The following is a 24,889-nucleotide window of genomic DNA, read 5'->3' on the forward strand; positions in this document are numbered from 1 at the left end:
GTCGTGTCGTCCTTCGGTCATCGACTCTTACCTTGCCACGTCTTGCGACGAGAACCCATTCCGATCTAGCCCACGCACTGGTTCCCGACGGGGACCGCGGGAGGCGTGCACGACGGCTTGGCGTTGCCGGCCGGCTGCGACGAGTTGCCGGGGGCCGGCGACTCAGTCTCTTCGCTCGGCTCCGCGGTCGGGCCGCCGCCGCGTGCGCTCTCCTGGTAGAAGAGCGTCACGTCGCTGCCCTCGGGCACGTCGCCGCACGGCTGCACCTCGAGGACCTGGCCGGGAATCGGCTTCTTGTCGTCCCGCGGGGTCTGCTTGACGTTGAGCTTGGCCTTCTTCAGCTGCGACACCACCGAGGCCCGTAGCTTCGGCGCGCCGGCCCACTCGCACGGGACCTTGACGATCTTGCCGGTCGGCTTCGTGCTGGTCGGTGCCTGCGTCGCCGCCGCCGTCGTCTGGCCGCCGGCGCCAGGAGTCTGCTTGTCGTCGCCCTTGGTGGCGTACCAGATGCCGCCGACGCCGCAGAGCACCAGCAGCACCGCGGCGGCCGCACCGAGCGCGACCATCATGTTGCGGTTGCCGCCCGAGCGGTTGTTGTTCGGCGTGGGCGGCTGGTAGTTGCCCGGGGCCTGGTAACCACCGGTATCACCGGCGAAGTAGGCGGTCTCGTTGCTCGGCGGCGGCGGTACCCCTGCCGCGCCGCGCGCGGCGTGCCCGGCCGAGGCCGCGGCGACGCCAGGGGGCGGCGGGACCGCGGCACCGGGCATGATCCGCGTGCCGCTCGCGCCGGCCGCCGGGGACACGGGCGCGCCACCGGAGATCGGCGAGCCCAGCGCACCGGACATCGGGCCACCGGAGACCGGCGGACCGGAGACCGGCGTGTACGCCACGGGCGAGCCGGGCGGGCCGACCGGGGATCCGGGCGGGCCGAGCGGCGCCGCCATCGGGATGCCCGGGCCCGCGCTGGTGCCACCGCCGGCGGCGCCGGACACCCGGCGGGCGGCCTGGGCGAGCGCGGCGGCGCTGGGCCAGCGCGCCGACGGGTCCTTGGCCATCGCGCGCTCGACGAGCTGCGCGATCGGCGGCGGGATGTCGGCGGGCAGCGGCGGCGGCGTGTCCCGCACGTGCCGCATCGCGATCTGCAGCGGGTTGTCGCCCTCGAACGGCCGCTGGCCGGATAGGCACTGGTAGGCGACCACGCCGAGGGCGTAGACGTCGGACAGCGGGGTGGCCTGCGCGCCGGAGGCCTGCTCCGGCGAGATGTACGAGGCGGTGCCGAGCACCGAACCGGCGGCCGTGAGCTGTGCCACAGCGGCCGACCGGGCGATGCCGAAGTCGGTGAGGACGAGCGTGCCGTTGGGGCGCACGAGCAGGTTGCCGGGCTTCACGTCGCGGTGGACGATGCCCTTCTCGTGCGCGGCGTGCAGCGCGTCGGCGGCCTGGGCGACCAGCGCCATCGCTCGCGCGGGGGTGAGCCGGCCGACCCGGGACAGGGTGCGGGAGAGCGCGTCGCCCTCCACGTACTCCATGATCAGGAAGGCGGTGCCGTTCTCGCTGCCGTAGTCGTAGATGTCCACCACGCCGGGGTGGTTGATGGTGGCCATCGTGCGCGCCTCGCCGCGGAAGCGCTCGGCGAAGCCGGGCTCCTCCAGCAGTGCGGGCAGCAGCACCTTGATCGCGACCGTGCGTCCGAGCACCTCGTCGGTGCCCCGCCACACGTCACCCATCCCACCGCCGGCGATGCGCTCGTCCAGGCGGTAGCGCCCACCCAACGTGGTGCCGGCGCTCAACATGTCGCGCACCTCATTATTTGATGCCCTTTTCGTCCGCGTATGCCTTCATGACCAGGCCGGCAATGCGAGCCGCCTCCGCGCTGCCGCCCTTGCCAGCGTTCTCGAGGAAGACCGCGACCGAAACGATCGGCTTACCGTCCTTCATTGCGAAGCCGATGAACCAGCCGTGGTCCCCGGCCTCGTCACCGTCCTCCGCCGTTCCGGTCTTACCACCCACCTGCAAACCCGAGACGGCAGCGCTGCGGCCCGTGCCGTCACGGGAGGTGACGACGCTGAACATCATCTGCTGCAGGTTGGCGGCCACGTCGCCACTGATCGGGCGGCGCAGCTCCTTCGGGTCGGTTCGGTCGGCGTTGGACAGGTCGGCGTTCTGCAGACGGTCGACAATGTAGGGCTGCATCTCGCGCCCGCCGTTGGCCACCGTCGCCGCAATCATGGCGCCTTGCAGCGGAGACATCTTCACTTCCCGCTGTCCGATGCTCGACTGAGCAACGGCCGGCGGGTCGACGACATTGTTGGCGCCGGCGGTCATCGGGCCGGTGTGGCTCGCCGCGACGTTGCAGTAGTTCTTGTCCTGGTCCTCGATGAAGCGCGGCTCGGTCTCGAAGCCGAACGCCTGCGCCATCGACTTGAGCTTCTCGGCACCGATCCGCTCCACGCCCATCCGGGCGAAGACGGTGTTGCACGAGACGGTGAGGGCCTGCTTGAGGGTGATCTGCTCGGGGCAGATGCCCTCGTGGGCGTTCTTGATGCGGAACGAGGAGGTCTGCGGCGGCTGGTAGAACTCGCCGCCCTGCACGGTCGTGTCGGGCGTCAGCGACGAGTCCGCGGACATGGCCGCCGCGGAGGTGATGACCTTGAAGGTCGAACCGGGCGGGTAGATCTCCTGCACCGCGCGGTTGAGCATCGGCTTGGCCGGGTCACTGTCGAGTTTCTTGTAGTTGGCGCTGGCCGCGTTGATGTCGTGGGTGCTCAGCAGGTTGGGGTCGTAGCTGGGCAGCGACACCTCGGCGAGCACGGCGCCGGTCTCCGGATTGAGGGCGACGACCGCGCCGCTCTTCACCTTCAGCTTGTTGTTGCCCAGCTGGGTGTACGCCGCCTCCTGGGTGGCCTGCGACAGGGTCAGCAGCACGTTGCCGCCCGCGACCTCCTTGCCCGTGAACAGCCCGGCGATCCGGTCGGCGGCCTGCTTGTCGGAGGTGCCGATCAGGAAGTCGTTGTTGAGCTTCTCCAGGGCGGTCGCGCCGAGGTTGACCGGCTTGAAGCCGACTACGTGCGCGTACTTGTCCTTCAGCGGGTACGTGCGGAGGAACTTCAGCGTGTCGCCGGTCTCCTGCGCGTCGGCGAGCGCGATGCCCTGGGCGTTGATGATCTTGCCGCGGGCACGCTCGTACTCACTCGCCTGGACCCGCCCGTTGTGCGAGTTGGTCCGGTAGTCGTCGGCCTTGACCACCTGGCGGTAGTTCAGGTTGACGAACAGCATCGCGAACAGCACCAGCACCACGACACCGACCCGGCGCAGTGGGGCGTTCATCGCACGACCTCCGTGGGAAGCTCTTGGATCTGGACCGGCGCGCCGCCTCCACCACCGGTGGACACCCCGCCGAGCCCGATCGACGGCGCACCGCCGGCCGGGCGCCGCGACGCGTCGGAGATGCGCAGCAGCAGGCCGATCAGCAGCCAGTTGGCCACCAGCGACGAGCCACCCGCCGAAAGGAACGGCGTGGTCTGCCCGGTCAGCGGGATGAGCTGGCTGATGCCACCCACGATGACGAACACCTGCAACCCCAGCGTGAACGCGAGGCCGCCGGCGAACAGCTTGCCGAAGGAGTCCCGCACGTTGATCGCGGCCCGCAGGCCCCGCTCGACCAGCAGCAGGTAGATCACCAGCAGGGCGGTCAGGCCGAAGAGCCCGATCTCCTCGCCCAGCCCGGAGAAGATGAAGTCGGTGCGGACCTCGGGGACCTTGGTCGGCTGACCGGCGCCCGGTCCGGCCCCGGTCAGGCCGCCGGTGCCGAGCCCGAGCAGCGACTGGACCAGCTGGTAGCCCTTGTTGTCCGCGTCGGCGAACGGGTCGAGCCAGGTGGTCGCGCGCTCGGAGAAGTTCAGGAACGGGCCGCCGACGGTCTTGCCGAGGAAGTACGCGAGGAACGCACCGCCGAGGAAGAAGCCCAGACCGATGATCAGCCAGCTGACCCGCACCGTGGCGATGTACAGCGTCACGACGAACATGCCGAAGTACATGAGCGAGGTGCCGAGGTCCTTCTCGAAGACGAGGACCATCAGCGACAGCAGCCAGACCAGCACGACCGGGCCGAGGTCGCGGCCGCGCGGGAAGTCGACGCCGAGGAACCGCTTGCTCGCCATCGACAGCACCTCGCGCTTGCGCACCAGGTAGTAGGCGAAGAAGACGAGCAGGCAGATCTTGGCGAACTCACCCGGCTGGATCGAGAAGCCGGGGAACTTGATCCACAGCTTGGCGCCGTTGATCGAGGAGAACCGCGCCGGCAGAACCGCCGGGATCAGCACCAGCACGATGCCGGCGAGGCCCAGCGTGTACGCGTACCGCGACAGCGACCGGTGATCGCGCACGATCAGCATCAGGATGATCGCGCCGACGATGGCCGCCGCGGTCCAGCCGAGCTGCCGGAAGCCGTCGCCGCCGAAGACGCTCAGGTCGGCGCGCAGTGGTGCTTTGGTACGGGCCAGGTCCAGCCGCCGCAGGAACGCCACACCCATGCCGTTGATCAGGGCGACCGCCGGCAGGATCACCGGATCGGCGTACGGCGCCAGGAAGCGGATCGCGACGTGCGCGACCGCGAAGATGACCGCGAGGATCGCGATCTGCACCCAGAAGTCGGGCGTGACCTCGCCGATCGCGTTGCCCTCGACGACCGCCGCGTAGACGAGCAGGATGGCGGCGACGAACAGCAGCAGCCCCAACTCGACGTTGCGTCGGGTGCGCGGCCGCGGCGCGCCAGCCCCGTCACCCGGGTCGATGGGTGACGGGGAAGGGATGGCTGTTGCGGTCACAGCAGAATTCCTCTTGGCCTCGCGGTCAGGGTCATCGTCAGATCAGCAGCTGGCGTTCGGGGTGGGGGTCTCGGAGGTCATGGTCGGCGGCGCCTCGCTGCTCGCCGGCGCCGACGTCGGCGCGGCGGAGCCGTTGAGCGTCGCGCCGGGCGCCGCGGCGCTGGTCGCGCTCAGGCTCGTGTCGGGCGTCGGCTCGCCGGTCGGGCACGCCTGCTTCCGTGACGGGTTGTCGGGGTCGGTCAGCGCCGCGAGCTTGTCCTTGGCCTGGTCGAGGCTGTCCACCTGGATGCCCTGCCGGACGGTGCTCTGCGCGGCCGGGGTCAGGTCGTCGAGCTTGAGCTCGCTCGACTCGTAGACCTCGGACAGCTCGATCCAGGCGATCTTGCCCGGAACGCCCTTGAAGATGGCAACGGTACCGTCGTCGGTCGCGCCCACGTAGTAGCGGGACTGGGTGACGCTCCAGCCGTACCAGAGACCGCCACCGAGCACACCGAGCAGCACCACGAGCAGCAGGACGGTGCGCACGGGGTGCCGCTTGGGCCGGCCGGCCTCGTCGCGGGCGCTCGCCGCGGCGCGCGCCCGGGCCTCCTCGTCGGGCTCCGGCACCGGCGGGCGCGGCGCGGCGAGCGCGGCACCCCGGGCCGAGGACATCGACTGGTCGGCGGACGTGGCCATGCCCCGGTCCTGGGCGGCCGCACCGCCGACGATCGGCCGCTCCTCGACGATGTCCTCGTCGGTGACGTCGGCCACGATCACGGTGATGTTGTCGGGTCCGCCACCGCGCAGCGCGAGCTCGATGAGCCGGCCGGCGCACTGGTTGGGGTCGACGTACTCCCGCAGCGTCGACTCGATCGTCTCGGCGCTGACGACGCCGGAGAGCCCGTCGCTGCAGAGCAGATAGCGGTCGCCCGTCTTGACCTGGCGCACCGAATACTCGGGGTCGGCGTCGCGGCCGTCGAGGGCGCGCGTGAGCAGGGAGCGCTGGGGATGGCTGTTGGCCTCCTCCAGGCTGATCCGGCCCTCGTCGACGAGCATCTGGACGTAGGTGTCGTCCTTGGTCACCTGGGCGAACTCACCGTCGCGCACGATGTACGCGCGGGAGTCGCCGATATGGACCATGCCCATCTTGCTGCCGGAGAACAGCATGGCGGTGAGGGTGGTGCCCATGCCCTCCATGGCCGGGTTTTCCTCGACAGCGTCCCGGATCTGCTGGTTCGCCAGGTCGACGGCGCTGCGAAGCGTGTCGATCATGGCGTTACCGGGCACGTCTTCGTCGAGCGGCGCCATGGTGGCGATGACGATGTTGCTGGCGACGTCACCGGCGGCCATGCCGCCCATGCCGTCGGCCACGGCGAGCAGCCGCGGTCCGGCGTAGACGGAGTCCTGGTTGCCACTCCGAATCAGACCGCGGTCACTGCGGGCCGCATAGCGCAAGGTGAGGGTCATGGCCGTAACTCGAGAGAAGTGCGGCCGATGCGAATCGGCACGCCGAGGGGGACGGGGGTAGGGGCGCCGACCTTGGTCTTGTCCAGGTAGGTGCCGTTGGTGGAGCCGAGGTCCTCGAGATACCACTGGCCGGCGCGGGGCACGAGGCGGGCATGCTTCGCCGAGGCGTAGTCGTCGGTGATCACCAGCGTCGAGTCTTCGGCCCGGCCGATCGTGATCGGCGCCTCGCCGAGCGTGATCCGGGTGCCCGCCAGCGAACCGGCGGTGACGAACAGCTGGTGGGCGGTCTTGCCGCGCTTCACCTTCGCAGGACGGCCAGGAGCCGTCGCCGCACCAACCCCCCGGGGTGCGGCGACGATCCGGCTCGACCGGGAGCCCGCAAACAGGTCCCGCCGGATCACTCCCACGACCGTGAACACGAAGATCCACAGCAGCACGAGCAACCCGTAGCGGGCGACCGTAATGACAAATTCCATCTACGACCTATCAGGGGCCTGCTGAAGGCCCGGTCGAGCAGGTGCACTCATCCAGATCCGCCTAACGTCGACCACGTGGTGCAGGGACTTCAGCCATCCACGCGGTAGGTGAGCGTGGTCGTGCCGAGCTGGATCATGTCACCGGGATTCAGCGCGACCGCGGAGACGCGTTGACCGTTGACCATCGTGCCGTTCGTCGAGCCGAGATCGGTGAGCACCACCTGCGCACCGTCAAAGTCGAGTCGCGCGTGACGCCGCGAGATGCCGACATCTGGCAGGCGCATGTTGGCCTGGTCGCCCCGGCCGATCACGGTCGAGCCGATCGACAGAGGGTAGCTTCGCCCGTCGCCGGACACCAGTCGTACGTTGCGGGCGGGCCCACCGGGGCCACCGGCACCCGGCCCATAGCCACCACCCTGGTTGTAGCCGCCGTACGGGTCGGGCGCGGCCTGCGGAGCCACCTCACCGCCGGTGTAGACCTCGGCGGTGACCCGGAACATGCCCGTGTCGAGGCCGTCACCCCGCTCGATCTCGACAATCACGTCGCCGTAGACGGTCCACCCCTGCTCGCCGATGAACTCCGCCTGCGACTGGGCGAGCTCCTGGGCGAGCGCGGCGGCATACGGCGCCAGCCGACTGTGGTCATAGGGCGAAAGGTCGATCACGTAGCGATTCGGCACGAGCGTGCGCCCGCCAGCCAAGATCGCCTTGTGGGCTTCCGCCTCCCGTTGCATGGCGTTGAGGATCTCCACGGGGTGGACGACCCCCTTGAAGACCTTTGCGAAGGCCCCCTCGACCAGGCCCTCTAGGCGCTTCTCGAAGCGCTGCAGCACACTCACCGGTTCCTCCTCGGGTTCCGAGGTCATGATGGTATCCGGACGTCGCACGCCCGGTTGCAACCTGACCGGTCAGCCCGTGCTACTCTTCCGTGGCGCCCAGGGCAGCGTAGTACCTACCCGGTGATTCCGCCGAGTTTGGACACGCTACGCTGGGCACTGCCAGACGATGAGCCCGCTCATCGTCAAAGGGGAAGTGGCGGAATGGCAGACGCGCACGGTTCAGGTCCGTGTGCCCGAAAGGGCGTGGGGGTTCAACTCCCCCCTTCCCCACCACATTGGACGCTCCCTGCTCACGCTGCAGGGAGCGTTCGCCGTTGATGTGGCGGCATCACCCGCGCAAGGCTTCGCCTCGCTCCCCAGTGGGGGCCTGCGGCCACCCACACCCCCGCGTCAGCTTCGGCTTCGCCTCGCTCATCTCGGGGCTGCGCCCCCGGCCCCAATCATGTTGTCCAGCGCCGGTCTGTCCGCTTGCTGCGGTCGGGAAGGTGACTGTGGGTTGAGGGTATGCTCGGCCGGACCTGCTGGAGCCGCAAGGAGTTCTTCTCGTGAGCGTCGTCATCGTCACCGGTTCGGCCGGGTTGATCGGGTCTGAGGCCGTTCGGCACTTCGCCTCGTTGGGGCTGGAGGTCGTGGGCATCGACAACGACATGCGGAAGCAGTTCTTCGGGGCTGAGGCGTCGACCGCGTGGAATGTGGTCAGGCTCGCGAGTGACCTCGGGGACGCCTACACGCACCACGACGTGGACATCCGCGACCGGGACGCGCTGGCGGCCATCTTCAGGCGGTATGGCAAGGACGTGGCGCTGGTCGTGCACACGGCGGCGCAGCCGAGCCATGACTGGGCGGTGCGGGACCCGTTCACCGACTTCGACGTGAACGCGGGCGGCACGCTCAACATGCTGCAGAACGTGCGGGAGCACTGCATCGAGGCGCCGTTCATCCACTGCTCGACCAACAAGGTCTACGGCGACCGGCCCAACAGCCTGCCGCTGGTCGAGCAGGAGACCCGGTGGGAGATCGAGGCGGGTCACCCGTACGAGAACGGCATCAAGGAGGACATGTCGATCGACGCGTGCCTCCACTCGGTGTTCGGGGCCTCCAAGGTCGCCGCGGACGTCATGGTCCAGGAGTACGGGCGCTACTTCGACATGAAGACCGCCTGCTTCCGGGGCGGGACGCTGACCGGGCCGGCGCACTCGGCCACCGAGCTGCACGGCTTCCTCGGGTACGTGATGCGGTGCGCGATGGAGCGCCGGACGTACAAGATCTTCGGGTACAAGGGCAAGATGGTGCGCGACGCGATCCACTCGCACGACGTGGTCGCCGCGTTCGAGGCCTTCTTCCGCAACCCCCGCTCGGCGGCGGTCTACAACCTGGGCGGCGGCCGGCACTCCAACACCTCGCACCTGGAGGTGTTCTCGCTGGCGCAGCAGATCACCGGCAACGAGATGGTCACCGAGTATCACGAGGCCAACCGGGTCGGCGACCACCAGTGGTGGATCGGGTCCAACGAGCGCTTCCAGCTGGACTACCCGGACTGGAAACAGGTCTACGACGTGCCCATGATCTGTCAGGAGATCTACGAGGCCAACGTCGACAAGTGGACCCCGGAAGCCTGACCGTGATCGACCAGGGCAAGCAGAACGTCCTCGGCGTGCAGGTCAGCGCCGTCGACTACGACAGCGCCGTCGACAAGGTCATGAGCGCCGCCCGGGAGGGCCGGTCGCTCGCGGTGACCGCGCTCGCCGTGCACGGCGTCATGACCGGCGTGCAGGACCGGGCGCACGGTGCCCGGCTCAACGCGTTCGACCTGGTCACCCCCGACGGCCAGCCGGTGCGCTGGGCGCTCAACCTGCTGCACCGGGCCCGCCTCGCCGACCGCGTCTACGGCCCGGAGCTCACGCTGCGGGTCCTGCGGGCCAGCGCCGAGCAGGGGCTGCCGGTCTACCTGTACGGCTCCACCCAGCAGACGCTGGAGCTGCTGGTGAGCAAGCTGCACGAGCGGTTCCCGGCGCTGAAGATCGCCGGCATGGAGGCGTCGAAGTTCCGCCCGGCGCAGCCCGGTGAGCCGGAGGAGATCGCCGCGCGGATCCGGGACTCCGGGGCGCGCGTGGTCATGGTCGGCCTCGGCTGCCCCCGCCAGGAGATCTTCGTGTACGGCATGCGCCACCTCGTGGACGCGCCGATGCTGGCGGTGGGCGCGGCGTTCGACTATCACGCCGGCGGGTTGAAGAACCCGCCCGCGTGGATGCAGAAGTACGCCCTGGAGTGGCTCTGGCGGCTCGGCCTGGAGCCCAAGCGGCTCTGGCGGCGCTACATCCTGCTCAACCCGGCGTATCTGGCCCGGCTCGGCGCCCAGAAGGCACGCCTGTGGCGGGCGACCCCGCCGCCACCCGCGACCGAGCAGCTGACGACGTTCGCCGTCTGAGCGGCGACGCCCGGCGATATCCGCAGGGCGGAAGCGACGCCCACCGCTACCGGGCACGACCCACCGGCGACGTCTGTCCTGAGGACGGCCCGCCCCCTGGTGTACACCGACAGCCGGCCCCCCTTCCGGGGAGCCGGCTGTAAGTCGTATGAGGTCAGCGACCGGTGATCGCGTCGACCTTGACGGCGCGACGCTTGAAGGTGCCCCGCTTCTCCAGCGCGCGCTCGGCCGGCACCAGCATGAGGGCCAGCGGCGCAGCGATGTACCAGCGGTCCAGCATCACGTAGGCGACGATGTTCATGACGACGCCGAACGCGTACAGCGCGATCAGCCAGTCGACGCGCTTCTCGCCGACGCCCCTTTTGTTGTAGGCGTCGAGCACGCCGAAAGCGCCGATGCTGAGGGCCAGGAGGCCGCCGCCACTCATCATTGCGAACATCAGATCAGACACGTCACTCACCCTTGCCTCCCCGCACCATCAGCGAACCCGCCCAAAGCTAAGCGGACATTTCAAGATCGACCATCAACTTTGCGACACCGACCTCGGCCGAACGTAGACCCGCTAATCGGACATTCAGCCGATATCACTGATCTTGCTGGCCAGTACTGCGCGGGTGGTCTCGTCGCAGGCGGCGCCCGCGACGCCGGCCCGGTAGGCCGCCCTCGCACCAAGACCGAGATCGGCAGCCACCCGGTGCTCTTGAGCCAGATCCGTGTTGAACATCGCCGGGTCGTCGGTGTTGACCGTGCACGGCACACCCGCCGCCAGCAGGGCGGGAAGCGGGTGCTCGGCCAGGGACGGCACCGACCGGGTCCGTACGTTCGAGGTCGGGCACACGTCCAGGACCAGCCCACGATCGACGATCTCCGCCAGTACAGCGGCATCCTCGACGGCACGGATGCCGTGGCGCAGCCGGTCCGGTCCGAAGGTCAGGATCTCGCGGATCGACTCGGCGCCGGCCGACTCGCCGGCGTGCGGCACGAGGGCCAGTCCGCCGTCGCGGGCGATCTCGAACGCCTTGGCATAGGTCGCCGCGGGGCCGGCCTGCTCGTTGCCGCCCAGGCCGAGGCCGACGATGCCCCGGTCGGCGTAGCGCACGCTCCACCGCGCGACCTCCTCGGCCAGGTCCGCCGGCATGCCGCGGTAGAGGTCCGGGGTCAGCCGGACCGTGAGCCCGTGCCGCTCCTGCGCCTCGACGATGCCGTCGGTGTAGCCCTCGTACAGGTCCTCCCAGGCGACACCGCGCTGCGCGCGTTCACCGGGGGAGAAGATCGCCTCCAGATACACGGCCCCGTGCGACGCGGCCACACCGGCGTAGTCGACCACGATCTGCCGGAAGTCGGCCGCGGTGCGCAGGCAGTTCGTGGTGAGGATCCAGACCTCGACGAACTTCTTGAAGTCGGTGAACTCGTAGAGCCCCTGCACGCCTTCGACGGTGTCGACGGGTAGCGGCAGGTCGTTTCGGCGGGCGATGTCCAGCAGGGTCGCGGGCGGGATCGCCCCCTCGAGGTGCACGTGCAGCTCGATCTTGGGGAAGCTCATCCGTTCAAAATAGCGACGGGCTCCGGCCGCGTTCGCGCGCACCGGAGCCCGTCCGACCTCCCCAGGCCGAGTCTCCCTGCGTTTCTACGCCATGGGATTCGACCTGTCGACAGGCGAATTGGTGCGCGTTCGCGGACTATTTCAGCCCGCGCGCTTCCTGCGAATAGATGAGCTCCAGGATCGAGCGGGCCGCCTCGAACCAGCGGTCCAGCCACTCCTGTTGCGGCATCGTGCCCTTGGGCGGCAGCTCCAGCAGCAGCCCGCGCAGCAGCGGGTGGTCGGCCATCGACCCGCTGGGGCCGTCCAGCCAGGAGTCCTGCAGCACGCCGGTGCGGCCGAACATCGGCTCGGTCAGCGGGCCGAGGTCCGCCACCAGCGACGACTCGGGCAGCTTCGGCGGCGTCAGCGACGCGGCGATGGGCGAGTTGTCCAGCGGCATCGACGCGCGGTCCAGCGGCGAGGACGGCCGGTCCAGCGGCGAGCCTGGGCGGTCCAACGGTGAGGACGGCCGGTCCAGCGGCGAGCCCGGGCGGTCCAGCGGTGTGCCGTTGCGGGGCGACAGGTCGTCGATCGGCCCGTCGCCGATGACGTCCCGGCGCCCGCCCGGGCGGTAGCTACCGAGCTGCCCGGAGAAACGGTCGTCGGTCTTCGACGATCCGTTGCCGAAGTTGTCGGGGCCATTGTTCATCGGATACAAGCCTTATCTGACTCGGGGGGGTGCGGGTCTGTCGTCGGAAAGCGCCTGAGCACTCATCGGATACAACGATGACCGGCCCGGTCCGCAACGGCGGTACCACCGTCACGGGCCGGGCCGGTCGATTTCAGACCTGGCGTGTCACTTACGCGAGATCGAATTCTCCGTCCTTGGTGCCGCCGATGAAGGCCAGCCACTCCTCCGGGGTGAACAGCAGAACCGCCCCGGCCTTGTCCTTCGAGTCGCGCAGCGCCACGGCCCCGCCGACGAACGCGACCTCGACGCAGTTGTCCGAGTACGGACCGCTGCGGGTGCTCTTGCGCCAGTTCGCACCCTCGAGATTCACGCTGAAGCCCTTGGCCTCGATTTCCACTACAACTCCTTTGTCAGCTTCACGATCATTGACACTGACTCGTCCGGACGGAGTGCGTTGGCGCGCAAGTAGTCAAAGATGAATCCGTAGCGCTGAAGCTCGTCGTCCTTCTCGAGAAAGAGACCGCCGGCCGCGTTCGAGGCGAACACGAAGTTTTGTCCCGCGGACTCGTCGTACAGCAACATCGTGAATGTCCCGTCCATCCCGGCATGCGCACCGGCGGAGAAGGGCAGGACCTGGAGAGTCACGTTCGGCCACCCGGCCGCCAGGCTCAGATGCTCGAGCTGGCGGCGCATGACCGCCCTTCCGCCGACCGGGCGGCGCAACACAGCCTCGTCCAGCACCACCCAGAGATCGATCGGGTCATCCTGAGTGACCAACGACTGGCGGCTCATACGGACACGGACGCGTTTCTCGACCTCCGTGACGCTGATGTCGGGCCGGGCGGCATGGATCATGGCCTGCGCGTACTCCTCGGTCTGGAGCAGACCGGGCACGACGAGCGCCTCGTAGGAGCGGATGTGATCGGCGGCCGCCTCCAGGCCGACATACGCACCGGTGAGCACGTCACCGTAGAGCTGCCACCAACCCTTCTGGCGCGCCTCCCTGGCGATCTTCATCAGCTGCTCGGCGTATTCCGGGTCAACGTGGTAAATGTCCAGCATGTCCCGCACGTCGCGCGGGGTGACACCGGTCTGCCCCGTTTCGATCCGGGAGATCTTGGAGCCGGAGCATTCCAGCCGCTCCGCGACGTGATCAATGGTCACGTGCGCCGCCTCCCGAAGGCGGCGCAATTCCATGCCGAGCTGCCTGCGTCGTAGCGTCGGGCTGCCTCGTCGACTTGCCACGCGTCGCACCTCCGCCGGTCCACGTAATTCCGATACGTATAGATCAGCGCAACATCACGAAGCTGCGCAACCCGGCTCCGGCACGACATTCTCACCACAACCCGAGCGGTTCGCCACCGAGGGGCGTTTCACTCATGCGTGCGGTGGAATTTTCGTCGTGCAAGTTGCATCGATCACGACCATCAGGCAATCTGTGTGTGTGGCGGCGGTCACGGTCTGTTCATCTTCGAGCCAACGAGACGACCTGATCACCAGAAGCGGACGCAGCGACAAACGATCGAGCCGATCGGCGGTTACGGCATGTCCGTGACCGACCTTCCCCCCACCGGCGGATGACGGGAGTCTGAACTGTGTTACCGAAGACCGGTGACGTGCTGCGCGTGACCAGGGCCGCGAGTGTGCAGTTCGTGCAGCCGATGCTGTTCCGGGTGATCCGGGTGCACGACTGGCAGACGTACGACGGCTGGGCCTGGCTGGACGGTTACCAGCTCAACGCCACCGGCGACGCGGTCGAGCGCCGATCGATCTTCGTCCAGCTTCAAGGGCTGCAGCCGGGAGTCGTCAAGAGCTCCCAGCGGGCGGCCGCCGGCCGCGTGCCGGTCTCCGCCTGACCGTTCGGCTGATACAAACACCGGCCGAACGGGCCGTCATCCACGCTTCGCCGGGCTCGCGTCTTCAGGGGTACCTCACCCACTGAAGGAGCCCGATCGTGCGCAACCACATCGTCACGGCCGCCTGCGTCGCCGCCACGCTCGCCGCACTCACCGGCTGCGGCGCAGGCCAGAGCCTCACGACACCCGGCACGACGGCCGCGGTGCCGGCCGGGTCGACCGGTCCGTCCGAGAGCCCGCCCGTCGCGGCGAGCAGGCCGGGCGGGTTTCCCGGCACGCTCTTCTACGCGTCACCGACCGGCGAGCACCCGAAGTACGCCCTGCAGCGCCTGGACGGCGGCCGGCTCGTGGACCTGATCGCGGCCGAGCGGACCTACAGCGCCATGGTCTCGCCCGACGGCGCCAGGATCGCCTTCGTCGACGGCACGGACCTGTGGGTGACCGACGGCACCGGGGCCAATGGGCGCAAGCTGGGCACCGGGTTCGCCGACGTCGGCTATGAGCCCGCCTGGTCGCCGGCCGGGGACCGGCTGCTGGTCGCCAAGACCGCCGGCAGCGGCGAAGTCACGCCCGGCATCGTCACCGTCGCCACCGGCGCGTTCGCTGCGCTGCCCCACGACCCGCACGGCATCCACTACATCTGGTCCGCCGACGGCCAGCACCTCGGCTACGCGACCGGGGTCTGCGAGATCGGCATCGCCGACGCGAACGGCGGCGGGGCCCGCCTCGTCCCCGGCGTCAAGAGCTGCGACCCGCTGAGCATCTCGCCCGACGGCACCAAGATGGCCGTTGACGTCATCCTGCCCGGCCAGGACGCCGGCGACATCGGGCCGAACCGTACCGCCGACGCGATCATCGACATGAGCACCGGCAAGGCGATCGCCATCCCCGTCAGCGGCACCGTCACCCAGGTCTTCTTCCGCCCCGACAGCACTGCCCTGGTCCGGGCGTCGACCGGGGGCACCGTCACGCTCACGCTGCTCAGCGCGGGCGGCACGGTCGTGGCCAGCACCACCGAGCCGGCGGTCGCCGGTAAGGCCATCCTCGTCGGCTACGTCTGACCGCAATCTAAGGTCTTCGTTGTGAGCGGCAGCGACGCGCAGTACGTCGAGTTCGTCAGGGCCCGCAGTCACGCGTTGCTGCGCTCGGCGTACCTGCTCACCGGCGACCAGCACCTCGCCGAGGACCTGGTGCAGGAGGCCCTCGCCCGCACGCACCGGGCGTGGAGGCGGCTGCACGAGGGCGGCAACGCGGAGGCGTACGCCCGCAAGGTCATGTACCACACGCAGGTCAGCTTCTGGCGCCGCCGGCGCGCACCCGAGTCGATGCCGGGTGACCTGCCGGAGACCGCCGGCGGGACCGACCTCGCCGAGACCTCCAGCCAGCGGGTCGTCCTGGAGCAGGCGCTGCGCTCGCTGAGCCCGAAGCAGCGGGCGGTGGTCGTCCTACGCTATTTCGAGGACCAGACCGAGGCGGCCACCGCCGAGCTGCTCGGCGTCTCGGTCGGCACGGTCAAGACCCAGGGTGCGCGCGGACTGGAACGGCTCCGGGCACTGGTCCCGGAGCTCGGCACCATCAGGGCGGAAGGAGGCCTGAGGTGAGCGACCCGTTGCACACCGGCCTGTCCGAGATCGCCGACAAGGTCGCGCCGGCCGACCTGCTCGATCGTTCGCTGCGGCGCTCCAGGCGCATCGGCCAGCGACGCGCGATGGCGGCGGCCGGCGGGGTCACGCTCGCCGTGGTCGCCGCGGTCGGCGTGACCCTGGGTGTGAACGGCCCGGACCGGCCGTCACCGGGCCCGGAGATCTCGGCCACGGCGGCCCCGTCGCCGCCGGTCCTGCCGTCGTCGGCGCCACCGTCGTCGCCGTCGGTGCCGTCGTCCTCTCCCCCGGTCGCCGGTTCGGTCGCCGGCCTGCCCGGCTGGCTGTACTACCAGCCGGCGGCGGGGTCGAGCGGCACGACCACCCTGGCCCGCCTCGACGGCGGGCGCCTGGTGCCGGTCGCGTCCGGGGTGGACTTTCCCACGGTGTCGCCCGACGGCACCGCCATCGCCGCGCTCGACGGCGACCGCGTGGTGATCACCGACCGCGACGGCAAGCACCGGCGGCACCTCGGCTCGGGCCTCGCGGGCGTCGGCTACGAGCCTGCCTGGTCACCGGCCGGGGACCGGATCCTGGTCGCCGGAGGACCCGCGGACAGCCGGCCCAGGTACGGCGTCCTCACCGTCGCCACCGGCGCCTTCACTCCGCTGCCGCACGACCCCGGCGGCATCCACTACCTCTGGTCGGGTGACGGCAAGCGGCTCGGCTACGCCACGGGCGAGTGCCGGATCGGCGTCGCCGACGCCGACGGTGGCAACGCCCGCCTGGTGCCGACCGTCCGCAGCTGCGATCCGTTCAGCCTGTCGCCGGACGGCTCGATGATCGCGGTCGACGTCATCCTGCCCGGCCAGGACGCCGGCGACATCGGGCCGAACCGTACCGCCGACGCGATCATCGACACGAGCACCGGCAAGGCCGTCACCCTGCCCGTGACCGGCGCCGTCACCCAGATCCTCTTCGGGTCCGACGGCACGATCCTGGTCCGCGCCAGCCGGCCGGGCGGCACGACGCTGACCCTGCTGGCGGCCGACCGGTCGGTCCGCACCACGGTGACCGAGCCGGCCGTCGCGAAGGGTTGGTTGCTGGCGGGGTACCGCTGAATCAATCCGCCGACGGCGACACCGAGGCCTTGGTCGGTGCCGCCGTCGGCGCGGTCGCCACGTAGAGCGTGACGGTCTCGCCGGCGTCGACCACCTCGCCCGGGCCGGGGTCCGACTCGAGGACCTCGCCGGGCTCGACGGACCCGTCGGCGCGGCGGACGACCTTCACCTGGAGCCCGAGCTGCTGCAGCTTGACCGTCGCCTGGGCCAGGGTGTTGCCGCGCAGCGGCGGGATCGTGACGCTCGACGGCGGCGCCGCGGTCGTGGGCGAGGGCTCGGCGGAGGTCGGCGGCGCACTCGTCGGTGGCGGCGTCGGCGACTGTACGGCGGCGCTGGTGGTCCCCTCCACGCTCGGCAGCTGGCCCGACGGTGCGTTCTCCCCGTCGGCGGTGGCCTGGTAGATCAGATACAGCCCGAAGCTCAGGGCGCCGACCAGCACCAGTGCGACGATGCCGACGATCACCGGGGTGAACCACGACCGGCCCTGGTACGGGTCCTCCTCCACCCACTCCTCCGGCGCCGGCTGGCGAAGGACGGGATCACCCGGTTGGGGGACGTTGGCGCGGGCGGACCACCGGGGCGGCTCGTCGTGGCCGAGCGGACCGCCGATCCTCGTCGCGCCGCTGTCGTCGGGGCGCAGGGGCGAGGTGCCGCCGCCGATCCTCGTCGCGTCCGGGTCGGCCGGGCCGATTCTGGTCGCGTCCGGGCCGATCGGGCCCGCCGGGTGGATCCTGGTCGCGTCCGGGTCGGTGGGGCCGGTCGGGCCGATCCTGGTCGCGTCGGGGTCGCCTCCCTGGGACGGCGGTCGATCGAACGGAGCGGTGTCGTCCGGCTCGTCAGGCATAGCTCCCAGTTCATCACCTTGTCCGACATGTCGCTTGACGGTGGACAGTTTGCCCACCTCAGGTCCACCCTCCGCGACCGTCGCGGACACTGCCTGACGTTCCTCGGACATCGACTCGCCCGGGTGGACCGCTGGGCGTACGCTGCGCGGCATGGCGGCACGAAGCTGGGCAACCTCAATATTCACCGCGATCGGTGTCGCGGCGGGCGCGGGTGCCGCGCAGCTCGGTCTTGGCTACGGCCTGGGCATCATCTCCTGGCAGCCGACCGGCAACAGCGCGACCGTCTGGGTCAGCAGTCTTGCCTGGGTGGCGTGGCTCGCGGCATCGTCCACGGTCATCGGCGCGCTGTGCGCCGACCGGCTCAGCCCGGCCGACACCCCGGTCGCGGGTGACGCCTCGACGCCCGCGGCGCACGCGTTGACCGCCGCCTGGCGGATCGTGATCGCCCTGTCCGCCGCGGTCGGCAGCCTGATCATCGTGCCGCTGGTCGCCGTGCCGTCGCGCACGCCCCGGCCCGACAACGTCGCGCCCTACTTCACGGCCGGCGGCTATGCCATCGCGGGCATCATCGTCGGGCTGCTCATCGCGGTCGGCGCCCTCGCCGCGCGGGCGATCGCCGCCAACGTCATCGCCTCGTCGGCGTGGCTGTGGCTCCTCGCGGTCGTCGCGGTCATCGACGTGGTCCGCGCCGACGGCAACCTCGCCACCGCCGCCCAGCTCGGCACGTGGCAGTTCACCGACGCGACCTGGATCAGGGGCATGGTCAACCTGCCGGGCGCACTGCTCATGCTCGCCATTGCCCTGGTCATCGGGGCGCTCGCGGCATGGCCCGCCGGCCGGCGCGGGGACAACCGGGTCGGCGTGGCGGTCTCCGGCGCGGCCGGCCCGCTGCTCGTCGCCCTCGCGTACTTCCTGGCCGCCCCCGCCGTGAACGAGCGCGACCAGCAGCTGTCGGCGTTCGTCATCGCGCCGTATGCGGTGCTCGCCGGGCTGGCCGGCTCGGTCATCGTGTCGGCGATCGGCCCCCGGGGCTCCCGCACGCAGGCCCGGGCCGCCCGCAAGGCCGCCGCGGCGGAGCGGGAGGCGCGCGCCGCCTCCGACATCGCCGACTGGACGCAGGCGCTGGCCGACGCGGACGCCGCCGAGGCCCGCCGCCGCGCCGAGAAGGGCGAGCAGCCCGACGGCGACGACCCGTGGGCCGCGGCATCCGACCGCTCCGCCGAGCCGGTCACCATCGGCGCGGGCAGCAAGCCGCCCGTCACCACGAGCAAGCCCGGCAAGGCGGCCACGTCCAGCGGCAAGGCGAGCGTGGCGAAGGCGAGCGCCGCCGCCGGCAAGGGCGCCGACCTGGACTCGGCCAAGGACCTGGAGTCCGACGCGTACGCGCCGGCCCGCGCCTACGGCGGCGAGTCCACCGGCCGGACGTATGCGTCCGAGTCGGCGAACCGCGCATACGCCGAGGACACCGTCAGCGACGAGTCCGACCCCCAGCCCGCGAAGTCGTCGTCGCCCGCCCGCGGCTCGGTCGAGCCGCTGTGGCCGACGGACACCGCGACGGAGACGCCGACCGAGCCGGCCAAGCCTGCTCCTGGCCGCGGTCGCGGCCGGGGACGTGGCCGGTCGGGCGAGTAGCCCTCCGCCCGCGCGCGGATCCGCACAGGGTCAGCGGCGGCGGGTCAGACCGGCCAGGTGTGGACGGGCTCGTTGACGTGCAGGCCGACGCTGTAACGCTGCAGCATCTCCCGTAGCGCCGAGCGGCGGTCGAGGTGGTGCCTGGCCTGCAGGTCGTTGACCGTGTCCGTCTGCCAGGCGGCGCCGTTGCGGCCGGTGCGGCACCGGCCCTCGATCACCCCGAGCAGGCGGTCGCGGGTGGCGGGGTGCACGCCGAAGCGGTCGAGGCCGGCCGACGCCAGTGGCAGCAGCTCGTCCAGTACCAACTCCGCAACTTGCACCTCGCCGCGGTCCGGCCACCAGAGGTGGGCGTCGAGTCCCTCGCGGGCCGCGGTGTGAAAATTCTCCTCGGCCGCGGAGAAGGTCATCTGGGTCCAGATCGGACGGTCCTGCTGGACCAGCTCGCCGACCAGTCCGAAGTAGAACGCGGCGTTGGCGACCTGGTCCACCACGGTCGGGCCGGCGGGCAGGACCCGGTTCTCGACGCGCAGGTGCGGCCGGCCGTTCATGATGTCGTAGACCGGCCGGTTCCACCGGTAGATGGTGCCGTTGTGCAGCCGCAGCTCGCCGAGGCGCGGCACGCCGCCGGCCTCAAGGACCGCAACCGGATCCTCGTCGTCGGTGATGGGCAGCAGCGGCGGGAAGTAGCGGACGTTCTCCTCGAACAGGTCGAAGATCGAGGTGATCCAGCGCTCGCCGAACCACACCCGCGGCCGCACCCCCTGTGCCTTGAGCTCCTCTGGCCGGGTGTCGGTGGCCTGCTCGAACAGGGCGATGCGGGTCTCCGCCCAGAGCCGCTTGCCGAAGAGGTACGGCGAGTTCGCCCCCACCGCGACCTGGACGCCGGCGATCGCCTGGGACGCGTTCCAGTGCATCGCGAAGTCCTCGGGGGCGACCTGCAGGTGGAACTGGACGCTGGTGCACGCGGACTCGGCGGCGATCGAGTCCGACTCGGCCTCCAGCCGCTCCTGGCCGCGGATGTCCAGCGCGATGTCCTCGCCGCGCGCGTTGATAATCTGCTCGTTGAGCAGCTGGTAGCGCGGGTTGTTGGACAGGTTGGCCAGGACCGTGTGCTCCTGGCGCAGCGTCGGCAGGATCCCGATGAGCACCAGCTGGGCGTCGGACTTGCGGGCCCGCTCGTCGGCGTGGACGAGGCTGGCGAGGACCTCCCGCTCGTACACATCGAGGCCGTCGCCCTCGATGACCCGCGGCGCGACGTTGATCTCGAGGTTGAACTGGCCGAGCTCGGTCTGGAACGACGGATCCGCCAGGTCGGCGAGCACCTCGGCGTTGCGCATGGCGGGCTGCGCGTCGGGGTCGATCAGGTTGAGCTCGATCTCCAGGCCCGTCATCGGCCGGTCCGAATCGAACCGGAAGTCGTTGAGCATCAGAGCAAACACGTCAAGACACCGGCGGACTTTATACCGATATCGGGCACGGTCCTCACGCGAGAAGGCTCCCCGTATGACGTCTTGCCCCATTTGCGTTTCCCCAAATCCCCGGCCGACCCCGTGGACCCTCCACGTTAAGAGCGGTCCCGGTGTACCGCTAGGGACAAAACGGGCACAACCTCAGCCTAGGGTGATCAAAACCTTGCAGAGGGTGGGAGATTTCGCCCACCCTCTGCACGATGGTCAAACTCCGGCATAAGCCGCGATCGGCGCGGAGTCCGATCTTCCGTATGGCGCAGACGGTCTTGGCGGGACTCAGGCCTGGCGCACGCCCTCGGCACCGATCTCGATCTTGACCTTCTTGCCGACGAGCACGCCGCCGGTCTCGAGCGCCTGGTTCCAGGTGATGCCGAACTCCTCGCGGTCGATCTCGGTGGTCGCGCTGAAGCCGATGACCTCCTGGCCCCACGGGCTCTTGGCGTGGCCCTCGAACTCGACGTCGAGCTCGACCTCGCGGGTGACGTCGCGGATCGTCAGGTCGCCGACGAGCTTGAACTCGCCGCCGGAGAAGCCCACGACGCGGGTGCTCTTGAAGGTCACCGACGGCCAGCGCTCCACGTCGAGGAAGTCGGCGCTCTTCAGGTGACCATCACGGTCGGCCACGCCGGTGTCGATGCTGGCCGCGTCGATCTGGACGTCGACGTGCGACTGCAGCGGGTCCTCGGCGATGACGATGGTGCCGCCGGCCTTGGTGAAGCCGCCGCGCACCTTGCTCACCATCAGGTGCTTGGCGACGAAGCCGACGCGGGTGTGGGTCGGGTCGAGGTCGAACTTGCCCGGCGTGGGGATGGTGACGCCGTTGAACTCGCGGGTGTTGGCGGCCGGTGCGGTCATGATGCCCTCCACATGTGCTGCAATGAAGAAGATTGCCGCAGCAAATATACGCACAGCAGACTCTCGTTTGTCAAGCTCTTCTGGTAGAGTGTCAGCTGTGAGCGACGAGATGCTGGAAGATCCACGAATCACGGCCATGGGCCTGTTCGTCGAGGCGTTCACCGGGGTGAACGCGCGGCTCAACGTCCAGCTGGCCGAGCACGGCCTCGGCAACGTCGACTTCGAGGTGCTGGTCAGGTTGGCGCGTTCGCCCGGCGGTGAGCTGCGCATGACGGACCTCGCCGCGCAGACCGGCCTGTCCACGAGCGGCGTCACCCGGGTCGTGGACCGCCTGGAGCGCGACGGCCTGGCGACGCGGCGCGCCTGCCCGACGGACCGGCGCGGCTCGTTCACCGTGGTGACGCCCGCCGGCGTGGCGAAGATGCACCAGGTCCTGCCGGACCACCTCGCGCTCATCGAGGAGTGGTTCACCGGGCGGCTGTCGCCGGAGGCGCTGGAGGCCCTGCTGACCAGCCTCAGGACGATCCGCGACGCGGTCCGCCCCGGCGCGACGTCCGGCGCCGCGGCCCAGGCCTCCGCCACCCACTGACGCCCAGCGACTCACCGGTAACGCCACTGACGCCCGGCGGCGGTGACGGACGCTCCCTGACGCCGAGCGGCGTCACCACGAGCGCTCCTCGGTCGCTCGATCATGAAAAGTCGCTCGATTGTGAAAACCCGCGAACGCTACCGGCAGGATCACCGGCAGCTTCTGCCGGTGATCGCGCTGAATCGCGTGGAAAGCCGCAATCCGGATGAACGGCTTCGTTACTGTCCGGCCCGGGGAGGCACCGCACCACGGGGACCGGCACGGACGAAGCAGGTGGGAAGGCAACACGCGCCCGGGGGGTCTTCGTCCGTGCCCTATACCGTCCCGGCCAGCAGCGCCCGCTCGCGCGGCAGAAGCGCCAGCCGCCCCCGGGCACAGATGCCGTCCAGATCCTCGAGGGCACGCTGACGAGTCGCCGGATCCGCGCTCGCGGCCAGCCCGGTGAGCGCCTCCAGCACGTCCCGGATGTCGTCGCGGCCGGCGAGGTGGTTGGCCGCCGCCTCGAACGCGGTCGCCGCCGCCGGCCGGTCGCCGCGGGCCAGCGCCAGGTAACCGCCGATCATCGCCGACATGCCGGCGCTGCCGGGCAGTTCGGCCAGCTCGACCAGCACGTCGGCCGCGTCGTTGAGCCGGCCGGACTCGGCGAGCGCCTGGCCGAGCGTGCCCAGCGCCCGGACCCGGTGCGTCGGGTCGCCGATCTCCGCCGACGCGGCCGCGGCGCGGCGGGCCAGGTCGATCGCCTCGTCGAAGCGGCAGTCCAGGCGGGCGACCTCGGCCAGGTTCGCCTGAGCGAGGGCATGGACGCGGGCGTCGCCGGCCTCGACGGCGCGGCGTCCAGCGCCGGTCAGCCGCCGGGCCGCCGTGGCCAGATCACCGGCGCGGATGTCGTGCCACGCCAGATTGTTCTGCGACACGGCGATCTCCCGTACCCGGCCGGCGCGGATCGCCAGGCCGAGCATCGCCTCGTTGTGCCGGCGCGACTCGTCGGGGCCACCGACCGCCTGCCAGACCCCGGCGAGCACCGCACGGGCGGCCAGCTCACCGGACGTGTCGCCGAGACCGGCGAGCACCTCGAGCGCGGCCTCGGTCGGCCACAGCTCCGCGAAGCCGCGCCCGTGGGCCATTGCGAGCATCCCCGCCGCGACCTGAGCGGTTGCCCGCACGTGTAGGTCGCAGCCGGCGGTACGCGGATCGTCCAGCAACCGCCGCAGCAGCTGGTGCGCCTCGACGTCGCGCCCGCGCAGCCGGCACCAGCGCGGGATGGCGCCGGCCAGGCGCAGCGCCGTCTCCGGGTCGCGGACAGAGGAATAGCGCAGCGCGGCGCGGATGTCGCTGTTGAGATAGTCGAGCCGGGAGACGGCGGCGCCGCTGGCCGGCCCGGTGAGGTCGGCCGCGAGCCGGGCCACGAACCGGGTGATGACCTGGGCGTGCCGCAGCCGGACGGCGCGCAGCTCGCCCAGCTCGACGCAGCGCTCGGCGGCGAAGTCGCGGACCACGTCCAGCAGCCGGAAGCGCAGGTCACCCGGGCCGCGGACGCTGACCAGGCCGAGCCCGACGAGCCGGTCGAGCACCGCCTCGGCGTTGAACCCGAGCAGCGCCTCGGCCAGTTCGAGCGACCAGCGCCCCCGGAACATCGCGAGCCGGCGCAGGGCGGCCTGCTCCGGCTCGTCCAGCAGGTAGTAGCTCGCCGCGACGGCGTCGCGGAGCCGTTGCCCGTCCGGGTCGGTGGGGGCGAGGTCGAGGACCCGGTTGCCGTACCGGGACAGCAGCTCCGGCAACTCCAGCACGCGCCCGCGGGCGGCGGCGAGCTCGATCGCGAGCGGCAGCCCGTCGAGGCGCCGGACCAGCTCGGCGACGGCGGGGATCTCCGCGTCCGGCACCGGTTCGCGGCGGACCTGCCGGAGCCGGTCGAGGAAGAGCGCGACGGCCGGGACACGGCGTACATCCGCCGGCGGACCCAACGCGTGGGGCAGCTCCAGCGGCTCGACCCGCCAGTCGACGGCGCCGGGCACGACGCCGGCCAGCGGGCTCCGGCTGGTGGCGAGGATCCTGACCTGTGGCGCCCGGGCGCGCAGCCAGGCGATCGCCTTGACCGCGCTGCGGTGCGAGCGGTCGATGCCGTCGAGCACCAGCAGCGCCGGGCGGTCGGGCAGCTCCTCGGCGCGGGCCACGCCGAAGACCGCGGCGACCGCGGCGAACACGTCGGTGGGCTGCGACACGTCGGTGATCGTCACGGAGACCGCGGTGCCGGGGACCCGGTGCGCGACGGCGTGGGCGAGGCCGGTCTTGCCGACGCCGGCGAGGCCGACGAGCACGATCAGCTCGGCGCGCTCCAGCAGGTCGAGCAGCTCGGCAATGTCGGCGCCGCGGCCGATCAGCGCCGGCGCGGTGGGCAGCGGCAGCGTCGTGGGGCTCGAGCTGACGGTCCCGGCGAGGAAGTCCTCCCGGTCGACGCCGACGAGGTCCAGTGCGTCGGCGAGCAGGGTGAGGGTGCCCCGCTGTGGCCGGGCGACCCGGCCGCGCTCCAGCTCGCGGAGGGTACGCACGCCCAGGCCGGCCCGGCCGGCCAGCTCTTCCTGCGTCAGTCCCCGGGCCAGGCGGCGGGTCCGCAACGCGGCGGCGAACCCTGCCCCGGCGCCCCGCGGATCATGATCCGCAACTGGAGACATGTTGAGGAAGGGTACTAATCGCAGCGGTGCCGAAGAAGCCAGACG

General features: G+C 70.7%; 23 protein-coding genes and 1 tRNA gene. 9 read left to right on the forward strand and 15 right to left on the reverse strand.

All coding sequences use genetic code 11. From position 1 onward, the window contains the following. Window positions 1-65: 65 nt before the first annotated feature. The 6 genes from OP18_RS61855 to OP18_RS16965 form a co-directional block, all read right to left on the reverse strand. Complete coding sequence (locus tag OP18_RS61855; protein ID WP_389250092.1) at window positions 66-1,793, reverse strand: serine/threonine-protein kinase; 1,728 nt, start codon at window positions 1,791-1,793, stop codon at window positions 66-68. Window positions 1,794-1,806: 13 nt separating this feature from the next. Next, window positions 1,807-3,327, reverse strand: a complete 1,521-nt coding sequence (locus tag OP18_RS16945) for a peptidoglycan D,D-transpeptidase FtsI family protein (protein ID WP_033359877.1) — start codon at window positions 3,325-3,327, stop codon at window positions 1,807-1,809. Beyond that, window positions 3,324-4,826 (reverse strand): FtsW/RodA/SpoVE family cell cycle protein, encoded by a 1,503-nt coding sequence (locus OP18_RS16950; RefSeq protein ID WP_033359878.1) that lies wholly within the window; start codon window positions 4,824-4,826, stop codon window positions 3,324-3,326. The genes OP18_RS16945 and OP18_RS16950 overlap by 4 nt, the downstream gene beginning before the upstream one ends. A gap of 42 nt (window positions 4,827-4,868) precedes the next feature. Continuing rightward, the gene (locus tag OP18_RS16955) at window positions 4,869-6,272 is read right to left on the reverse strand and encodes a PP2C family protein-serine/threonine phosphatase (RefSeq protein ID WP_033359879.1); all 1,404 of its coding nucleotides are present in this window, start codon (window positions 6,270-6,272) and stop codon (window positions 4,869-4,871) included. Beyond that, window positions 6,269-6,748, reverse strand: coding sequence for an FHA domain-containing protein FhaB/FipA (locus tag OP18_RS16960; RefSeq protein ID WP_033359880.1), 480 nt, complete (start codon window positions 6,746-6,748; stop codon window positions 6,269-6,271). Before OP18_RS16960 ends, OP18_RS16955 begins: the two co-directional genes overlap by 4 nt. Before the next feature lie 89 nt (window positions 6,749-6,837). Further along, a complete protein-coding gene (locus OP18_RS16965; protein ID WP_033359881.1) occupies window positions 6,838-7,614 on the reverse strand; it encodes an FHA domain-containing protein in 777 nt (258 codons plus the stop codon). Between the two features lie 160 nt (window positions 7,615-7,774). Here OP18_RS16965 and OP18_RS16970 point away from each other — a divergent pair. The 3 genes from OP18_RS16970 (at window position 7,775) to OP18_RS16980 (ending at window position 10,015) form a co-directional block, all read left to right on the forward strand. Next, a tRNA-Leu gene (locus tag OP18_RS16970) sits at window positions 7,775-7,860 on the forward strand. A gap of 272 nt (window positions 7,861-8,132) precedes the next feature. Next, on the forward strand, window positions 8,133-9,206 hold the full coding sequence (locus OP18_RS16975; protein WP_033359882.1) for an NAD-dependent epimerase/dehydratase family protein: 1,074 nt from the start codon (window positions 8,133-8,135) through the stop codon (window positions 9,204-9,206). Next, window positions 9,188-10,015: a WecB/TagA/CpsF family glycosyltransferase gene (locus OP18_RS16980; RefSeq protein ID WP_389249670.1), complete on the forward strand. Its 828-nt coding sequence runs from the start codon at window positions 9,188-9,190 to the stop codon at window positions 10,013-10,015. The genes OP18_RS16975 and OP18_RS16980 overlap by 19 nt, the downstream gene beginning before the upstream one ends. Window positions 10,016-10,169: 154 nt before the next feature. On the opposite strand, the gene OP18_RS16985 is transcribed toward OP18_RS16980, so the two are convergent. The 5 genes from OP18_RS16985 to OP18_RS17005 all read right to left on the reverse strand — a co-directional run bounded on the left by OP18_RS16985 (window position 10,170) and on the right by OP18_RS17005 (window position 13,425). Next, a complete protein-coding gene (locus tag OP18_RS16985; protein WP_156089570.1) occupies window positions 10,170-10,466 on the reverse strand; it encodes a hypothetical protein in 297 nt (98 codons plus the stop codon). A 123-nt stretch (window positions 10,467-10,589) separates the two neighbouring features. After that, window positions 10,590-11,558 carry an adenosine deaminase gene (add, locus tag OP18_RS16990; RefSeq protein ID WP_033359884.1) on the reverse strand — a complete coding sequence of 323 codons (969 nt, stop codon included), beginning with the start codon at window positions 11,556-11,558 and terminating at the stop codon, window positions 10,590-10,592. A 136-nt stretch (window positions 11,559-11,694) separates the two neighbouring features. Next, window positions 11,695-12,246: a hypothetical protein gene (locus OP18_RS16995; protein ID WP_033359885.1), complete on the reverse strand. Its 552-nt coding sequence runs from the start codon at window positions 12,244-12,246 to the stop codon at window positions 11,695-11,697. Window positions 12,247-12,397: 151 nt separating this feature from the next. Beyond that, window positions 12,398-12,625, reverse strand: coding sequence for a DUF397 domain-containing protein (locus OP18_RS17000; protein WP_033359886.1), 228 nt, complete (start codon window positions 12,623-12,625; stop codon window positions 12,398-12,400). Then, window positions 12,625-13,425, reverse strand: coding sequence for a helix-turn-helix domain-containing protein (locus OP18_RS17005; RefSeq protein WP_052386851.1), 801 nt, complete (start codon window positions 13,423-13,425; stop codon window positions 12,625-12,627). The genes OP18_RS17000 and OP18_RS17005 overlap by 1 nt, the downstream gene beginning before the upstream one ends. Before the next feature lie 398 nt (window positions 13,426-13,823). Between OP18_RS17005 and OP18_RS17010 the strand changes: the two genes are divergently transcribed. The 4 genes from OP18_RS17010 (at window position 13,824) to OP18_RS52615 (ending at window position 16,785) form a co-directional block, all read left to right on the forward strand. Next, entirely contained in the window at window positions 13,824-14,084 is a 261-nt protein-coding gene (locus OP18_RS17010) for a hypothetical protein (RefSeq protein WP_033359888.1), read from the forward strand. Window positions 14,085-14,182: 98 nt separating this feature from the next. Next, window positions 14,183-15,145, forward strand: a complete 963-nt coding sequence (locus tag OP18_RS17015) for a TolB-like translocation protein (protein ID WP_033359889.1) — start codon at window positions 14,183-14,185, stop codon at window positions 15,143-15,145. A 21-nt stretch (window positions 15,146-15,166) separates the two neighbouring features. After that, window positions 15,167-15,685 (forward strand): SigE family RNA polymerase sigma factor, encoded by a 519-nt coding sequence (locus tag OP18_RS17020; RefSeq protein WP_033359890.1) that lies wholly within the window; start codon window positions 15,167-15,169, stop codon window positions 15,683-15,685. Then, the gene (locus OP18_RS52615) at window positions 15,682-16,785 is read left to right on the forward strand and encodes a TolB-like translocation protein (RefSeq protein WP_052386852.1); all 1,104 of its coding nucleotides are present in this window, start codon (window positions 15,682-15,684) and stop codon (window positions 16,783-16,785) included. The genes OP18_RS17020 and OP18_RS52615 overlap by 4 nt, the downstream gene beginning before the upstream one ends. Before the next feature lies 1 nt (window position 16,786). Here OP18_RS52615 and OP18_RS17030 read toward each other — a convergent pair whose 3' ends face one another. After that, window positions 16,787-17,629 (reverse strand): PASTA domain-containing protein, encoded by an 843-nt coding sequence (locus OP18_RS17030; RefSeq protein WP_033359891.1) that lies wholly within the window; start codon window positions 17,627-17,629, stop codon window positions 16,787-16,789. Window positions 17,630-17,780: 151 nt separating this feature from the next. Between OP18_RS17030 and OP18_RS57230 the strand changes: the two genes are divergently transcribed. Next, window positions 17,781-19,262 (forward strand): hypothetical protein, encoded by a 1,482-nt coding sequence (locus tag OP18_RS57230; RefSeq protein WP_052386853.1) that lies wholly within the window; start codon window positions 17,781-17,783, stop codon window positions 19,260-19,262. Window positions 19,263-19,306: 44 nt separating this feature from the next. Here OP18_RS57230 and OP18_RS17040 read toward each other — a convergent pair whose 3' ends face one another. After that, entirely contained in the window at window positions 19,307-20,782 is a 1,476-nt protein-coding gene (locus OP18_RS17040; RefSeq protein ID WP_033359892.1) for a glutamate-cysteine ligase family protein, read from the reverse strand. 225 nt (window positions 20,783-21,007) lie between these two features. Next, window positions 21,008-21,586 carry a YceI family protein gene (locus OP18_RS17045; RefSeq protein WP_211273574.1) on the reverse strand — a complete coding sequence of 193 codons (579 nt, stop codon included), beginning with the start codon at window positions 21,584-21,586 and terminating at the stop codon, window positions 21,008-21,010. A gap of 97 nt (window positions 21,587-21,683) precedes the next feature. On the opposite strand from OP18_RS17045, the gene OP18_RS17050 reads away from it, so the two are divergent. Beyond that, window positions 21,684-22,175: a MarR family winged helix-turn-helix transcriptional regulator gene (locus OP18_RS17050; protein WP_156089571.1), complete on the forward strand. Its 492-nt coding sequence runs from the start codon at window positions 21,684-21,686 to the stop codon at window positions 22,173-22,175. A 314-nt stretch (window positions 22,176-22,489) separates the two neighbouring features. On the opposite strand, the gene OP18_RS17055 is transcribed toward OP18_RS17050, so the two are convergent. Beyond that, a complete protein-coding gene (locus tag OP18_RS17055; RefSeq protein ID WP_033359893.1) occupies window positions 22,490-24,844 on the reverse strand; it encodes an ATP-binding protein in 2,355 nt (784 codons plus the stop codon). Window positions 24,845-24,889: the final 45 nt, after the last annotated feature.

This window comes from Dactylosporangium aurantiacum (assembly GCF_000716715.1).
Classification (GTDB): Bacteria; Actinomycetota; Actinomycetes; order Mycobacteriales; family Micromonosporaceae; genus Dactylosporangium; species Dactylosporangium aurantiacum.

Coding starts and splice junctions, on each gene's coding strand:
- OP18_RS16955 (WP_033359879.1), bottom strand. CDS start 6,272: ATGACCCTCACCTTGCGCTATGCGGCCCGCAGTGACCGCGGTCTGATT.
- OP18_RS17055 (WP_033359893.1), bottom strand. CDS start 24,844: ATGTCTCCAGTTGCGGATCATGATCCGCGGGGCGCCGGGGCAGGGTTC.
- OP18_RS17040 (WP_033359892.1), bottom strand. CDS start 20,782: ATGGGGCAAGACGTCATACGGGGAGCCTTCTCGCGTGAGGACCGTGCC.
- OP18_RS16945 (WP_033359877.1), bottom strand. CDS start 3,327: ATGAACGCCCCACTGCGCCGGGTCGGTGTCGTGGTGCTGGTGCTGTTC.
- OP18_RS57230 (WP_052386853.1), top strand. CDS start 17,781: ATGGCGGCACGAAGCTGGGCAACCTCAATATTCACCGCGATCGGTGTC.
- OP18_RS17045 (WP_211273574.1), bottom strand. CDS start 21,586: ATGACCGCACCGGCCGCCAACACCCGCGAGTTCAACGGCGTCACCATC.
- OP18_RS16960 (WP_033359880.1), bottom strand. CDS start 6,748: ATGGAATTTGTCATTACGGTCGCCCGCTACGGGTTGCTCGTGCTGCTG.
- OP18_RS16965 (WP_033359881.1), bottom strand. CDS start 7,614: ATGACCTCGGAACCCGAGGAGGAACCGGTGAGTGTGCTGCAGCGCTTC.
- add (WP_033359884.1), bottom strand. CDS start 11,558: ATGAGCTTCCCCAAGATCGAGCTGCACGTGCACCTCGAGGGGGCGATC.
- OP18_RS61855 (WP_389250092.1), bottom strand. CDS start 1,793: ATGTTGAGCGCCGGCACCACGTTGGGTGGGCGCTACCGCCTGGACGAG.
- OP18_RS17005 (WP_052386851.1), bottom strand. CDS start 13,425: ATGGAATTGCGCCGCCTTCGGGAGGCGGCGCACGTGACCATTGATCAC.
- OP18_RS16995 (WP_033359885.1), bottom strand. CDS start 12,246: ATGAACAATGGCCCCGACAACTTCGGCAACGGATCGTCGAAGACCGAC.
- OP18_RS17030 (WP_033359891.1), bottom strand. CDS start 17,629: ATGCCTGACGAGCCGGACGACACCGCTCCGTTCGATCGACCGCCGTCC.